This is a genomic window from Pseudomonas sp. R4-39-08, from assembly GCF_003852275.1.
GTDB lineage: Bacteria > Pseudomonadota > Gammaproteobacteria > Pseudomonadales > Pseudomonadaceae > Aquipseudomonas.
In genome coordinates this window covers 4,276,093-4,290,837 of record NZ_CP027733.1, presented here as the reverse complement: position 1 = coordinate 4,290,837, position 14,745 = coordinate 4,276,093, and the positions used below count along the sequence as shown (strand labels likewise).

13 protein-coding genes are annotated in these 14,745 nt (G+C 62.0%); 5 read left to right on the top strand and 8 right to left on the bottom strand.

Annotated elements, in window-relative coordinates:
* The 7 genes from C4J88_RS19720 to C4J88_RS19690 form a co-directional block, all read right to left on the bottom strand.
* The gene (locus C4J88_RS19720) at nucleotides 1-2,709 is read right to left on the bottom strand and encodes a nitrate reductase (RefSeq protein ID WP_124407905.1); all 2,709 of its coding nucleotides are present in this window, start codon (nucleotides 2,707-2,709) and stop codon (nucleotides 1-3) included.
* Entirely contained in the window at nucleotides 2,709-3,026 is a 318-nt protein-coding gene (nirD, locus tag C4J88_RS19715; protein ID WP_124407904.1) for a nitrite reductase small subunit NirD, read from the bottom strand. The genes C4J88_RS19720 and nirD overlap by 1 nt, the downstream gene beginning before the upstream one ends.
* Nucleotides 3,023-5,476: a nitrite reductase large subunit NirB gene (gene nirB / locus C4J88_RS19710; protein ID WP_124407903.1), complete on the bottom strand. Its 2,454-nt coding sequence runs from the start codon at nucleotides 5,474-5,476 to the stop codon at nucleotides 3,023-3,025. Before nirB ends, nirD begins: the two co-directional genes overlap by 4 nt.
* Nucleotides 5,477-5,700: 224 nt before the next feature.
* Complete coding sequence (locus tag C4J88_RS19705; protein ID WP_124367954.1) at nucleotides 5,701-7,371, bottom strand: bifunctional protein-serine/threonine kinase/phosphatase; 1,671 nt, start codon at nucleotides 7,369-7,371, stop codon at nucleotides 5,701-5,703.
* Nucleotides 7,371-8,582 (bottom strand): NarK/NasA family nitrate transporter, encoded by a 1,212-nt coding sequence (locus tag C4J88_RS19700; protein WP_124367953.1) that lies wholly within the window; start codon nucleotides 8,580-8,582, stop codon nucleotides 7,371-7,373. The genes C4J88_RS19705 and C4J88_RS19700 overlap by 1 nt, the downstream gene beginning before the upstream one ends.
* A gap of 144 nt (nucleotides 8,583-8,726) precedes the next feature.
* A complete protein-coding gene (locus C4J88_RS19695; RefSeq protein WP_057721200.1) occupies nucleotides 8,727-9,302 on the bottom strand; it encodes an ANTAR domain-containing response regulator in 576 nt (191 codons plus the stop codon).
* Between the two features lie 13 nt (nucleotides 9,303-9,315).
* The gene (locus C4J88_RS19690) at nucleotides 9,316-10,542 is read right to left on the bottom strand and encodes a CmpA/NrtA family ABC transporter substrate-binding protein (protein ID WP_124407902.1); all 1,227 of its coding nucleotides are present in this window, start codon (nucleotides 10,540-10,542) and stop codon (nucleotides 9,316-9,318) included.
* A 237-nt stretch (nucleotides 10,543-10,779) separates the two neighbouring features.
* Between C4J88_RS19690 and C4J88_RS19685 the strand changes: the two genes are divergently transcribed.
* The 5 genes from C4J88_RS19685 (at nucleotide 10,780) to C4J88_RS19665 (ending at nucleotide 14,052) form a co-directional block, all read left to right on the top strand.
* On the top strand, nucleotides 10,780-11,706 hold the full coding sequence (locus tag C4J88_RS19685; RefSeq protein WP_372237996.1) for a secretin N-terminal domain-containing protein: 927 nt from the start codon (nucleotides 10,780-10,782) through the stop codon (nucleotides 11,704-11,706).
* 17 nt (nucleotides 11,707-11,723) lie between these two features.
* Nucleotides 11,724-11,945, top strand: coding sequence for a FliM/FliN family flagellar motor switch protein (locus C4J88_RS19680; RefSeq protein WP_124363925.1), 222 nt, complete (start codon nucleotides 11,724-11,726; stop codon nucleotides 11,943-11,945).
* A gap of 161 nt (nucleotides 11,946-12,106) precedes the next feature.
* Complete coding sequence (locus C4J88_RS19675; protein ID WP_124363924.1) at nucleotides 12,107-12,493, top strand: winged helix-turn-helix domain-containing protein; 387 nt, start codon at nucleotides 12,107-12,109, stop codon at nucleotides 12,491-12,493.
* Between the two features lie 19 nt (nucleotides 12,494-12,512).
* Nucleotides 12,513-12,947, top strand: a complete 435-nt coding sequence (locus tag C4J88_RS19670; protein ID WP_124407901.1) for a transglycosylase SLT domain-containing protein — start codon at nucleotides 12,513-12,515, stop codon at nucleotides 12,945-12,947.
* An 85-nt stretch (nucleotides 12,948-13,032) separates the two neighbouring features.
* On the top strand, nucleotides 13,033-14,052 hold the full coding sequence (locus tag C4J88_RS19665; protein ID WP_124407900.1) for a quinone-dependent dihydroorotate dehydrogenase: 1,020 nt from the start codon (nucleotides 13,033-13,035) through the stop codon (nucleotides 14,050-14,052).
* Nucleotides 14,053-14,184: 132 nt separating this feature from the next.
* On the opposite strand, the gene rmf is transcribed toward C4J88_RS19665, so the two are convergent.
* Complete coding sequence (gene rmf, locus C4J88_RS19660; protein WP_002553055.1) at nucleotides 14,185-14,400, bottom strand: ribosome modulation factor; 216 nt, start codon at nucleotides 14,398-14,400, stop codon at nucleotides 14,185-14,187.
* Nucleotides 14,401-14,745 lie beyond the last annotated feature (345 nt).

Genomic DNA, 14,745 nt, shown 5'->3' with positions numbered 1-14,745 from the left:
TCACAGACTGATTGCGATTGGCTGCGGGCTGGCGGCCAAAAGACGTTTGATTTCTGGCACGCAGGAGCCGCATTGCGTGCCGCACCCCAGTTCTTGTTTGAGTCCACTCAGGTCCAGGCCACGGGCGATCCCGGCGCACACTGCGTTTTCGCTGACATTTATGCAGTTGCACAGGACCTTGCTGCTGGCTGCGGCACCCCCCGGTGGCGCGCTTAACGGCGCCAATAGCCAGCGGCGTAATTGATCGTCGGCGCGGCCTTCCAGCCAGAGGCTCTGCAGCCAATGGCGGGCGAGGGTTTCGCCGGCCAGGCGCAACGCGGTAATGCGGCCTTTTTCGATTTTTACCCGTTTACCGATGGAACGGCGCGGGTCGTCATACGCCATCACCGGGCCGTCATTGAGCCCCAGTAACTGATCGATGCGGTTCAGCAACTGCAGGTCGGGCGCCTCGGTATGGGCTGCGCGTACCAGCAACGCGGGACGCTCACGTCCGGACAGGCTCAGGCTGACGTAGGCAAAACCCTCACAGAGCGGACGCAGGGCTTCGAAATGTCGCTGCACGTCGCCCTCGATCAGCGCAAACAGCTGCCACGGCAGTTGCACCGCTTCCAGGCGCACACCGCTGTGTTTGAGTTCCGGCTGTTTCGACAACGGGTCGCACGCCGGCTGGGTCAGCACGTTGACGCCGCCTTTGAGAAAACGGTCGCCCCAATGCATGGGCAGGAACGCCTGGCCGGGGCGCACGCTGTCATCGCTGGTGACCGCGACGATGACATTGCCTCGACGGCTTTTCAGGCTGACCAGGTCGCCTTCTTTGAAGCGGTGACGGCGCAACTCGTCCGGGTGCAGGCTCAACAGCGCTTCGCTGACATGCCCGAACAACTGCGCTGCCGTGCCGGTACGGCTCATGCCGTGCCATTGGTCGCGCAGGCGGCCGGTGATCAGGGTCAAGGGGAAGCGTGCGTCACGCTGCTCCTTGGCGGCGCGGTAAGGGTCGGCGACAAACTGCGCACGGCCATTAGCGGTGGGGAAAATGCCATCCACGTAGAGGCGCGGCGTTCCGGCTTGTGCACCCCTGGGAAACGGCCACTGTTGCGGGCCGAGCCGGTCCAGCAGGGCATGGCTGATGCCTGACAAATCCAGGTCGCGGTCCTGCGTCAACAGCTTGAACTCGTCAAAAATCTGCGCAGGTTGCTCGAAGGCAAACAGGCTGTTCAGCCCCGGCCGCAGACGACGCTCCAGGCGTCGGGCGAAATCCACCGTAATCGCCCAATCCGGCCGCGCTTCTCCCGGTGCGCTGATGGCGCGTCGCACATGGGAAATACGCCGTTCGGAGTTGGTCACCGTGCCTTCTTTTTCACCCCAGCTGGCGGCGGGCAGCAGCAGGTCGGCGTAGGCGGCGGTCTCGGTGGTTCGAAACGCCTCCTGCAACACCACAAACGGACATGTCGCCAAGGCGGCACGCACGGCATTCTGGTCCGGCAATGATTGGGCGGGGTTGGTGCAGGCGATCCACAACGCTTTGATCTTGCCCGCCTGTACCTGCTCGAACAGTTCGATGGCCGTGAGGCCGGTGGTGGCGGGCAGTTGATCGACGCCCCAATAAGCGGCGACTTCTGCGCGATGTTCGGGGTTGGCGGCGTCGCGATGCCCAGGCAGCAAATTCGACAAGCTGCCGGTCTCGCGCCCGCCCATGGCATTGGGTTGGCCGGTCAGGGAAAACGGCCCGCAGCCTGGCCGGCCAATCGTCCCGGTGGCCAGGTGCAGGTTGATCAGCGCGCTGTTTTTTGCACTGCCCGCAGTAGATTGGTTCAACCCCATGCACCACAGCGACAAAAAGCTATTGGAGGTGCCCACCCACTGCGCGCACAGGCGCAACTGCTCCACGCTGATCCCGCACAGTTGCGTGACCATCTGCGGCGTGTAGTCATGCACCAGGCGTTTGAGCTCGGCCAGGCCGTCGGTATGCGCCTGGATAAAATCGCGGTCGATCCAGTCTTCCCACAACAGCAGATGCAAAATCCCATGGAACAGCGCGACGTCGGTCCCCGGCAGGATCGCCAGGTGCAGGTCAGCCAGTTCGCAGGTGTCTGTGCGCCGTGGGTCGATCACCACGACTTTCATCTGTGGGCGGCGCGCCTTGGCTTCTTCCAAACGTCGGAACAACACTGGATGAGCGTAGGCCATGTTACTGCCGACGATCATCACGCAGTCGCTGGTGTCCAGATCTTCATAGCTGCAGGGTGGGGCATCGGCGCCCAGGCTGCGCTTGTATCCAACGACGGCCGAGGACATGCACAGCCGTGAGTTGCTGTCGATATTGTTGGTGCCGACCAGGGCGCGCGCCAGTTTGTTGAAGCTGTAGTAGTCCTCGGTCAGCAATTGCCCGGAGATGTAGAAGGCCACGCTGTCCGGCCCGTGCGCGGCGATGGTCTCGGCAAATACCGTGGCCGCATGTTCCAGCGCGGTATCCCAGTCGGTACGGGCGCGGGCCAGGTCTTTGCCCAAGCGCAACTCCGGGTACAAGGCGCGGGCGTCGAGGTCACCGGTCAGATGCAGGCTGGCACCCTTGCTGCACAGCTTGCCGAAGTTGGCCGGGTGGTCCGGATCGCCTTGCACGCCAAGGATTCGGGTGCCGTCATGCTCAATCAGCACGCCGCAGCCCACCCCGCAATAACAGCAGGTGGATGCGGTGACCTGGCGGTCCATCACCCTGCGTCCCGCAGGGCCAGCATCACTCGGCCGTTTTCCACGCGGGCGAGGTGATGATGGGCGCAACCGATATCCGGCGCCTGGGCTTCGCCGGACGCCAGGTCGATCTGCCAATTGTGCAGCGGGCAGGCAACGCGCTTGCCATAGATCAAGCCTTGGGACAGTGGCCCGCCTTTGTGCGGACAACGGTCATCGAGTGCGAAGACCTCATCGTCGCTGGTGCGAAAAATCGCAATGTCGCCCTTGGGCCCGCTGATGATGCGCGAGCCCAATGCGTTGATTTCTTCCAGGGCGCAGATATCCAGCCAGTTCATGCTGGCACCTCCAATTGCTTGACCGGGATGACGTCGAATTCCTTTTTCAGCAGCGGCTGTTCCAGGCGTTCTTTCCAGGGGTCTTGCTCGAACGACAGCGAAAACTGCAAGCGCTCGTTGAGGGCCTGGCGCCGGGCCGGGTCTTCGAGCACGGCTTTCTTGATATGGTCCATGCCCACCCGCTGCAGGTAATGCACGGTGCGCTCCAGGTAGAAGGCTTCTTCGCGGTACAACTGCAGGAATGCGCCGTTGTATTCGCGCACTTCCTCGGCGGTCTTGAGCTTGACGAAGAATTCCGCGACTTCGGTTTTGATCCCGCCGTTGCCGCCGATGTACATCTCCCAGCCCGAGTCCACACCAATGATTCCCACGTCCTTGATGCCTGCTTCCGAGCAATTGCGCGGGCAACCGGACACCGCCAGCTTGACCTTGTGCGGCGACCACATATTGAACAGGTCGTGCTCCAGCTCGATGCCCAGTTGCGTCGAGTTTTGCGTACCGAAGCGGCAGAACTCGCTGCCCACGCAGGTCTTCACGGTACGGATGGATTTGCCGTAGGCATGCCCGGACGGCATGTCGAGGTCTTTCCAGACGCCGGGCAAGTCCTGCTTCTTGATGCCGAGCAAGTCGATGCGCTGGCCGCCGGTCACCTTGACCATGGGCACGTTGTACTTGTCGGCCACATCGGCGATACGGCGCAGCTCCGACGGATTGGTCACACCGCCCCACATCCGTGGGACGACGGAATAGGTGCCGTCTTTCTGGATGTTGGCGTGGGCGCGCTCGTTGATCAGGCGCGATTGCGGGTCGTCCTTGGCTTCGCCCGGCCAGGTGGAGATCAGGTAGTAGTTCAGCGCCGGACGGCAGGTGGCGCAACCGTTGGGCGTGCGCCAGTTCAGGTAGCTCATGGTGCCGGCGATGGTCAGCAGGTGCTGGTCGCGAATAGCCTGGCGGATTTGCCCGTGGTTGAGGTCGCTGCAACCGCAGATGGCTTTTTCGCTCTTGGGTTTGACGTCGGCGGCGCCGCCCACGGTGTTGATCAGGATCTGCTCCACCAGCCCCGCGCAAGATCCGCACGAGCTGGCGGCCTTGGTGTGCTTTTTCACCTCATCGACGCTGAACAGCCCTTGTTCCTGGATCGCCTTGACGATGGTGCCCTTGCACACGCCATTGCAGCCGCAGACCTCGGCATTGTCGGCCATGCTCATGGCTTTGTCCTGGCCCTGATGGCCTACATCGCCCAGTGCATTTTCGCCAAACATCAGATGGTCACGGATCTCGCCAATCGCGTGGTTCTCACGGATCTGGCGGAAATACCAACCGCCGTCGGCGGTATCGCCGTACAGGCAGGCGCCGACCAGGATGTCGTCCTTGATCACCAGTTTTTTGTACACGCCGCCGATGGGGTCGGAGAGGGTGATGGTTTCAGTGCCTTCGCCGCCCATGAAGTCTCCGGCAGAGAACAGGTCGATGCCGGTGACTTTCAGCTTGGTGGAGGTGACCGAACCTTTGTAGGTGGCAAAACCCAGTTGGGCGAGATGGTTGGCGCAGACCTTGGCCTGTTCGAACAGCGGCGCCACCAGGCCGTAGGCAATCCCACGGTGGCTGGCGCATTCGCCGATGGCATAGATGCGCGGGTCGTAGGTTTGCATCGTGTCGTTGACCAGAATCCCACGGTTGCAGGGGATGCCGGACTTTTCTGCAAGTTCGGTGTTGGGGCGGATACCGGCGGCCATCACCACCAGGTCGGCGGGAATGATGTCGCCATTCTTGAACTGCACCGAGCCGACCCGGCCGTTGCCGGCATCGTGCAAGGCCTGGGTCTGTTCGCACAGGCGGAACACCAGGCCACGGTTTTCCAGTTCGGTTTGCAGCAGTTGGCCGCTGGTCTTGTCCAGTTGCCGCTCCAGGAGCCATTCACCGATGTGCACCACGGTCACCTGCATGCCGCGCAGCATCAAGCCGTTGGCGGCCTCAAGGCCCAGCAGCCCGCCACCGATAACCACGGCGTGCTTGTGGGTCTTGGCGGTGTCGATCATGGCCTGGGTGTCGGCGATATCGCGGTAGCCGATCACGCCCTGCAAGGTGTTACCGGGAATGGGCAGGATAAACGGAGTGGAACCGGTGGCGATCAGCAGGCGATCGTACTCGGCTTCGGTACCGTCTTCGGCGATGACCCGGCGCTTGATCCGGTCGATCTGCACCACCTTGCGGTTGAGCAGCAGCTTGACGTTGTTATCGAGGTACCAGTCCAGGTCGTTGAGCACGATCTCTTCGAAGGTCTGCTCGCCGGCCAGCACCGGCGACAGCAGGATGCGGTTGTAGTTGGTGTGGGGCTCGGCGCCGAACACGGTGATGTCATAGAGGTCGCTGCTGAGCTTGAGCAGTTCTTCCAGGGTGCGAACCCCGGCCATGCCGTTGCCGATCATCACCAGTTTGAGTTTTTTCATGTCGCTCTCCGACCAATCACGCGCAAACAAAAAAAGGCGTCCCCGCTAGTTACCTAGCGAGGACGCCTTTGTCCTGGTCCCGTTCTCTCGGGAAGCTCGGCCCTTCGACGTTGAAGGAGCGGCTATATGTGGGTTGTTGGGATAGCTAATGCAGCAGCTGTGCCAAGTGCCGATGTCCCTGGTTTTATTGAGCGTTTAACCCGAATGCCGCAGGGTTTTGCCCGTTAGTGGTGCAATAGCCAGTAGAGCAGCACCAGATTGATCAGCAGCGAAGCCATCGCCAGGGTTTGCCAGACCTTCAGCGGTTCACGCTCCAGCAAGGGGCGGGCGCGCACGCTCAGCTCACGGCGGTCGGCCTGTTCCAGCACCAGCAGCCATTCTTCGGCGGTTTCATAACGTTGCTGCGGTTGCGCGGCCACGGCCCGTTCGAGGCTCGCGGGCAACCAGTCGGGCAAGTCGGGACGGTAGCGGCTGGCGCTGACCGCCTGAGTGAAGCGCGGACGTTGGAAGGCTTCGATTTCGCCGTAGGGATAGTGGCCGGTCAGCAGGTAATAGAGCGTGACGCCGACGCTATACAAATCTTGTTGCGCCGTAGGCCGCTCGCCATTGAACGACTCCGGCGCGATAAAACTCGGGGTGCCGGGCAGCACATGCGCACGGTCTTCGGACAGCCCTGGGCAGTAGGCCAGGCCGAAATCCAGCACGCGCAGTTCGCCATCGTCCCCCAGCAACAGGTTTTCCGGCTTGATATCGCGGTGCAGGATCTGCCGCCGATGCAGCAGGCCGATCGCGCGCAGCAAACGCTCGGCGATGGACTGCCATTGAGCCAGGGGCAAGGGGCCCTGGCGCTTGAACAGTTCGGCCAGGGTTTGCCCCGGATATTCACGCATCACGTAGTACAAATGCTGACGCCCGCTGGCGGCATGCACTTCAGGGAACGCGCGGCCGGCGACCCGGCGCAGAAACCATTCTTCCGAGAGCAGGGCCTGGGCGGCGTCCGTATCGGTTTCGCGATTGAGCGGCAAGGTTTTCAGCAACCAGGGGCGCTGCTGATCATCCTCTACCCGATACAGCAATGACTGTCGGCTCTGCGCCAACAGGCTGTGCACCTGCCAACCTTCGAAGCGTTGCCCGGCCTTGAGCAGCGGCGGCAGCGGCCACTGCTGCAACTGCACCAGTGCATCGCCCAGCGTGGCGGCGCCGAGTGCGTCGATGCGTACCAGCAAGGCGCTGGCATTGTCCTGGCTTCCTGCCAAGTGCGCGGCATTCACCAGGGTGTTGACCGCCAGGTCCAGGTCGCTTTGTTCGCGCAGAATCGCGCGGATGCTGTGGTCGCCCAACGTGGCCCAGACCCCGTCACTGAGCAGCAGGAAGCACTCGCCGGCGCGCAGTTCCCCGTCGAGAAAATCCAGCACCAAATGTTGGTCCAGGCCGAGGGCACGCTTGAGCACATGCTGCATGCCCGGTTGTTCCCACACATGGTCTTCGCTGATGCGCTGCAGCTCGCCGTCCAGCCAGCGATAGGCGCGGCAATCGCCGACGTGGGCCAGGGTGAAACGCTGGCCGCGAAACACCAGGGCGCTGAGGGTGGTCAGCAGCGGCTGACCGCCGCCATTGGCTTGCAGCCAGCGATTCTGCGCGACCAGTAAACGTTCCAGCGCCTGGGCCACGCCCCAGGTCTGCGGCGTGGCGTAGTAGTCCAGGGCCAGCGCCTGCAAGGTCGAGCGTGCGGCCAGGCCGCCATCGGCGCATTGGCTGACACCGTCGGCCAACGCGCACAGGTAGCCTTTGCTCGCCGCCAGTTCCGCCATGGGCGTGACCACCCGCAGCGCGTCCTGGTTTTCTGCCCGTGGGCCGATCGCACTGGCCTGGGCGACGCTCAGTTGCAGGCTCATCAGACGCGCGCGGCGGTCACGGCAGCCGAGCCCCAGGTGGTTCTCCAGCGACGCTTGACGCCGTGCAGGCCAAACCAGGCCAGCACGCCGAGGCTGGCGAACAGCCACAGGGCCACCTGGTAACTGCCGGTACTCTGCTTGATCGCACCCATGCCGGCCGCCAGCACAAAGCCGCCAATGCCGCCGGCCATGCCGATCAAGCCGGTCATCACGCCGATCTCACTGCGAAAACGCTGTGGCACCAGTTGGAATACCGCGCCATTCCCGGCGCCAAGGCCGAGCATGGTGCAGACGAAAAGCGCCAGCGCGGCGTAGGAACTGGGCAGGTTGAAACCCACCGCCGCGATGCAGATCACCGCCACGCTGTACATGCCGAGCAGGGTCTTGATCCCGCCGAAACGGTCCGCCAGGGCACCGCCCAAGGGGCGCATCAGGCTGCCACCGAAGACACAGGCCGCGGTGTAGTAGCCGGCGGTCACCGGGCTCAGGCCGTACTGGTCGTTGAAGTAGCCGGGCAGGGCACTGGCCAGGCCGATGAAGCCGCCAAAGGTCACGCTGTAGAAGAACATGAACCACCAACTGTCGCGATCACCCAGGGCTTTGAAGTAGTCGGCCATCGACTTGGCTTTCGGGCGTTGCGGGGCATTGCGGGCAAGCCAGGCGAACACGATCAGGGTGAGAATCAGCGGAATCAGCGCGAAGCCGAACACATTGCTCCAGCCAAATGCCGCCGCCAGTACCGGGGCCAGCAAGGCGGCAAACACGGTGCCGGAGTTGCCGGCGCCGGCGATGCCCATGGCTTTGCCTTGGTGCTCGGCCGGGTACCATTGCGAGGCCAGCGGCAGGGCGACGGCAAACGAGGCACCGGCCATGCCGAGGAACAGGCCCAGCAGCAGGGCTTGCTCGTAGCTGTGAATGCCCAGCTTCCAGGCGCAGAACAACGCGACGATGACAATCACCTGGCCGATCAGCCCGGCGGTCTTGGGCGACAGCTTGTCGGCCAGCATGCCCATGAGAAAGCGCAACACCGCGCCCGCCAGGATCGGCGTGGCGACCACCAGGCCGCGCTGTTGAGTGGTCAGGTGCAGGTCGGCGGCAATCTGTACCGCCAGCGGGCCCAGCAGGTACCAGACCATGAAGCTCAGGTCGAAATACAGGAACGCGGCAAACAGGGTCGGGGTGTGCCCGGATTTCCAGAAGCTTGATTTCATCACGCACCTCAACGGTTGGGTCTAAAACGAAAAAACGCCGCCACCGGGTTCGCGAGGGCAAACCGGGTGTGCGACGTCTTTGTCGTGGATTGGGCAACCGCCGTTGGCTACCTGTAGAGGTTCTTTAGCAAGAGCCGCGCCACATCACCCGAGCAATTCGCTCATGGCAATAATCTGTTCGGCGACCTGGATCAGTTTCTGCTGGCGGCTCATGGCCTGGCGGCGCATGAGGGTGTAGGCCTCTTCCTCATTGCAGTCCTTCATTTTCATCAGCAGACCCTTGGCCAGCTCGATGCGCTTGCGCTCCGCCAACTGTTGATCGCGGGCGTGAAGCTGGGCGCGCAGGGCCTGGTCGCTTTCGAAGCGTGCCATGGCCACATCGAGGATCGGTTGCAGGCGCTGGGCCTGGATGCCTTCGACGATGTAGGCACTGACCCCGGACTTGATCGCCTGGCGCATGACATTCGGGTCGTGCTCGTCGGTAAACATCACGATAGGGCGGGGTTGATCGCGGCTGACCAGCACCACCTGTTCCATCACATCGCGGCCGGGTGACTCGGTATCGATCAGGATCACGTCAGGGCGCACCGTTTCGACGCGCGCGGGCAAGTCGATGGTCAGGCCCGATTCATCGATCACCTCGAAGCCGGCCTCGGTCAGCGCGGCCTTGAGCCGGCCGACTTTGCGCGGGGTGTCGTTGATCAACAGGATTCGCAGCATGGTCGTGCTCCTGTCAGCGCAGCGCTTGGCGGCTGGTGTCGTCCGCCATGGCGTGCAGACGGAAGCTGCGGGCATAGCCGGCGGGGTCTGAGCCGTCCCAGACCTTGCCGTCGATCAACTGGCTGCTGCGCATATCTTCGTCATGGGGCGGGACGCCGACGGCGCTGGCGGCTTGACGATACACGTCCAGTTGTTGCACCTGGCGGGCAACGTCGAGGTAATCCGGGTCTTCGCGCAACAGGCCCCAGCGGCGAAACTGGGTCATGAACCACATGCCGTCGCAGAGGTAGGGCAGGTTGACCGCACCATCGGCGAAAAAACGCAGCGCATGCGGGTCCTGCCACTGGTTGCCCAGGCCATCGTCGTAATTGCCCAGCAGGCGAGGTTCGATACAGTCCAGCGGCGCGTCGAGGTACTCGCGGGCGCTGAGCAGCTGGGCGGTGGAGCGACGGTTTTGCGTGCTCGCTTCGATAAAGCGGCTGGCTTCGAGAATCGCCATCACCAGCACACGGGCGGTATTGGGGTATTGGTCGACGAAGGCTTGGGTACAGCCCAGGACCTTTTCCGGATGATTCGGCCAGATCGACTGGCTGGTCGCCAGGGTGAAGCCCTGGTTCTGCTTGACGGCGCTGGCGCACCAGGGTTCACCGACGCACAGGCCGTCGATACGACCGGCTTGCAGGTGCGCAACCATTTGCGGCGGGGGGACCACCACGCTGTCCACGTCCCGCAGCGGGTGGACGCCCTGGCTTGCCAGCCAGTAATACAGCCACATGGCGTGGGTGCCGGTGGGAAAGGTCTGGGCGAAGGTGAGTTTTGTGCGGCTTTGGTGCACGTGGCGCTCCAATGCCTCAGGAGTGACCACGCCTTGCTGTTGCAGCCCACGGGACAGGTTGATGCTCTGCCCGTTCTGGTTCAGCCCCATCAGCACCGCCATCGGGCTCGGAGCAACGCCGCCGATGCCCAGGTGCACGGCATAGATCAGCCCGTACAGGCTGTGGGCGGCGTCCAGCTCACCGCTGACCAGTTTGTCGCGCAGGTTGGCCCAGGACGTTTGACGCTTGAGGTTCAGCGTGAGGCCGTAGGGTTGCGCAAACCCCTGGGTGGCGGCGACCACCAGCGAGGCGCAATCAGTCAAGGCCATGAACCCCAGGTCGAGACTGCTCTTTTCCGGCGCGTCACTGCCGTTTACCCAGGCCAGCGCCGGGGTCACCGGGCTGTTGCCGACCGAATCGTTCATCCACACCTACCTTTTCTCTCAAAAAAAAGCGTCGCTTCCTCGGATGGCGATACCAGCCATTACAGGGAAACGACGCCTTTGTCCGTAGGCCCGCTCCGTCGTTGGCGCGCGCCCTGATAGAGAGTGCATAGCAAGGCACATGCCATGGGGCAGCCATCAGCTTTCCATCATGATTGAACCTCGCCTGCCTCTCAGTATGGCCGCTCTTTCGCGTTCTACCGCCCCAGGAAAACCAAGGTGCATGCTGAATCTCCCATTCCGACGAACCGCCACTGCCTCGGTAGCACGCTGCTGTGGGTGGTGCTGTTGCTGCTCAGCCGGGTTGCCTGGGGCGAGCCGTATCAGGCCAGCGATGAAAGCCTGGACAGTTTTTTCGCTGCATTGTCGGTGCCCCTGGGTCTGCCTGTGGTGGCCAGTCGGGAGGCGGCGCCCAGGCGTGTCAGCGGGACCTTCGATTTCGAGGCGCCCCAACAGGTCCTCGAAGCGCTGGCCCGGCGCGAAGGTCTGATCTGGCACAGCGACGGGCAATCGGTGCACGTCTACAACGCAACCGAAGCGAGAACCTCCGTGGTGGCGTTGCGGTACATCTCAGTCAACCGACTGCGCGGCATCCTGCGCCGAACGGGGCTGGATGAATCGCGCTATCCCTTGCGCGACAGCGGGGTGCGTACCTTCTACGTGTCCGGGCCACCCAGCTATGTCAACCAAGTGCTGCGGCTGGCGCAATTGACAGACCGCCAACGCAGTGAGCTGCGCGTGGGCACGCACGCCTTCGGGGTGGTGCAGGTATTCAATACCCATGTCGAGGATCGGCAGTATGGCAGCGGCGCGAGCAAGGTCAGCGTGCCGGGGATGGCCTCCATCATTCAAGGCCTGCTGGCCAGCGAGCAGAAGGGCCCGCTGGCGGACAAGAACCTGACGCTGATCGCCTATGCGGACACCAACAGCCTCTTGATCAAAGGCAAGCCGGCCCAGGTAAGCCTGATCGAGAAGCTGGTAGATGAATTGGATGTTCCCAAGCAACTGAATGAAATCTCGTCATGGCGGGTGGATGTGGGCCGTGACGAATCGAAGCCTCCGGCCGGGCCGCCGCCGTTGACGGCTGCGCAATATGAGCGTGTGCAACGTGCGTTCGTAAGGCCGGGCCGCGAGCGTTCCCCCTGAATAAAAGGCGTTTGTCCATGTACCTGGAAATACTGCTGCAGGAGCAATTGATCAGCCGTAAGCGTCTGGCTGCGTTTGCGCCGGGGAAAGTGTTGCCGTTGGCGCCTGAGGTCATCCACTGCGTGGAGGTGCGGGTCAACGGGCAGTTGATGGCTGTGGGTGAGTTGGTGCAGCTGGAGGACCGGTTAGGCGTTGAGTTGCATGAGGTGTATCAGGAATGGATACCTCGTTCGGGTTGAGTGGTGAACTGTCTTACAACGAGACGCTGAAAAACGCTGACTGAATAGGGTTTTTCCTAGCGTGATACGCGAGACAGGTTTTTATAGTCATGGCATCGGGCGAGTGAGCCGTCACAGCAAGAAGGATTTGAATGTCAGCAGTCGAATGTGCAGGACGCCTTATGGACATCGGGATTGAAGAATCGACAAATTCCCTGGTTTTCGCTCACTGGACCTTGCATGAAGATGGTCGGCTCACGGGTAGGGAAACCGATATTCAACTGCCGCCCAAAGAGGGGAGCGTGCTCCGACTGTTGCTGGTTTCTGGCGGTTCGTTGATGACCAAGGACCGCTTGTTGGCGCTTGCCTGGCCCCGGGGCGAGGTGGCTGATGAGTCATTGACACGTTGCATCTACGCCTTGCGTAGACACTTGAAGGCCGACAAAGGGTTTATCAAGACCGTGTATGGCAAGGGCTACCGTTTTACCTGCCCTGTGCAGGTCCGGAACGCCGAGCCCAAGCACGTCATGCACGTGTGTTCGGCGTGCGGGCAGATCAGCAGTGTTTAAAGTGTGGGGCAGGGGCCTGATGCTGGGCTTGTTGATGAGCAGCAACCAGGCCCTGGCCTACTGCTGGGATGAAGTGGCGCGTCGTTACGACTTCGAGCCAGAGTTGCTGCAGGCCATCGCGGCGGTAGAGTCGGGGTACCGCGCAGAAGCGATCAATTATGCCAACGCTAATGGCACGCATGATATCGGCTTGATGCAAATCAACAGCAGTCACTTGCCTCGCCTGCTAAAGCTGGGCATTACCGAAGAGCGGCTGTTGAGCGAGCCGTGTTTGTCGGTGGAGGTCGGTGCCTCGATACTTGCCGGGTTCGTTCAGCGTTTCGGCTATAACTGGACAGCGGTGGGTTCTTACAATGTGGGAGCGGGCGCCGGGGCGGAGCGTGACGCGTTGCGCATGCGCTACGCCGAAAAAGTCTGGGCCCGTTATGAGGCACTGATGGCCCATCGTAATTGACGATTGGGCGGCACGCCTCGCATGCAGCGTGTGTCCCCGGCTATAATCGCGCCACCTTTCGCCGCCATCCGAGTCTAGCCCGCCCATGTATACCCTGGCCCGCCAGCTGTTGTTCAAACTCTCCCCGGAAACCTCCCACGATCTGTCCCTGGACCTGATCGGTGCCGGTGGCCGCCTGGGGCTCAATGGCCTGGTTTGCAAGGCTGCGGCGAAAGTACCGGTGTCGGTGATGGGTCTTGAGTTTCCCAATCCGGTCGGACTGGCGGCCGGCCTGGACAAGAACGGTGCGGCAATCGACGGGTTTGCGCAGTTGGGTTTCGGTTTCGTCGAAATCGGCACCGTGACGCCTCGGCCGCAACCGGGCAACCCCAAGCCCCGGATCTTCCGCCTGCCGGAAGCCGAGGCGATCATCAACCGCATGGGCTTCAACAATCTGGGTGTGGACCATTTGTTGTCACGGGTTCAGGCGGCGAAGTACAAGGGCATCCTCGGTATCAACATCGGCAAGAATTTCGACACGCCGGTAGAGCGTGCGGTGGACGATTACCTGATCTGCCTGGACAAGGTCTACGCCCACGCCAGCTACGTCACCGTCAACGTCAGCTCGCCCAATACCCCGGGCTTGCGCAGCCTGCAGTTCGGCGACTCCCTCAAGCAATTGCTCGAAGCATTGCGCCAGCGCCAGGAAGACCTGGCAGTGCGCCACGGCAAGCGGGTGCCATTGGCGATCAAGATCGCTCCCGATATGAGCGATGAAGAAACCGTGCTGGTGGCCCAGGCCTTGATGAACGCGGGCATGGATGCGGTGATCGCGACCAACACCACCCTCAGCCGTGTGGGCGTCGAAGGCCTCGCTCACGGTGACGAGGCGGGCGGTCTGTCCGGCGCGCCGGTACGGGACAAAAGCACCCATATCGTCAAGGTGCTGGCGGCCGAACTGGCGGGGCGCTTGCCGATCATCGCCGTGGGGGGGATCACCGAAGGCAAACACGCGGCTGAAAAGATCGCGGCGGGCGCAAGCCTGGTGCAGCTGTACTCCGGTTTCATCTACAAAGGCCCCGCGCTGATTCGCGAATCGGTGGACGCGATCGCCGCCCTGCGCTGAAGGCGCTTGTCTGCCAGGCAATAAAAAGGGCTCCATAAAGGAGCCCCTGGGCCGAAGCCCGCCGCCCGGATAGGACGTGCGTGGTTAAGTCGCTACATATTCAAGTTGATGTGTCGGAATTAAGTGCCCTGATTAGCCGACGGCGTGAAGTTCGTTGAGTCTGTGGATACCCGCAGTGCCAGTCATACCGTCCCAGTTGTCGCCTCGTCCTTCTCGCCAGCCATTGATCCAGGCTTGGCGCACCGACGGTAGAGTAAATGGGCAAAGCTCACGGGATTTTCCATGAACGCCATATTGATATCCGCGTAAAAATGCTCTTTCCAACGGATCACGCTTAAGTCTTCTCATAGGGTGTTTCCCTCACTTGTTGACTGTCTAGATATCCTTCGGCCTCGTGTGAGGCCGGGCAGAGTTTTTCTGCCGTTGGTGGGCTCGCTGCCGGCGTGGCGAGCCGATGTGTCGGCGTCGTTACGGCGCCAACCTGTGTTGAGTTCTAACCAATAGGTCACATGGATTCAATGATCGTTTTGTCATAAGCACGTAACGATAACGATGCTATAGCCATAAGCTGGGATGGCTTTTCGCCCCTTTTCCTAGGCAAAGCCAGCTATGATGTGCCCTGCGAAGAGAATGTGTTTAATCCTTGGGTGAGAATGCCCACCTGTTGCAGTCGGTTATTATTCGACGAAGGGT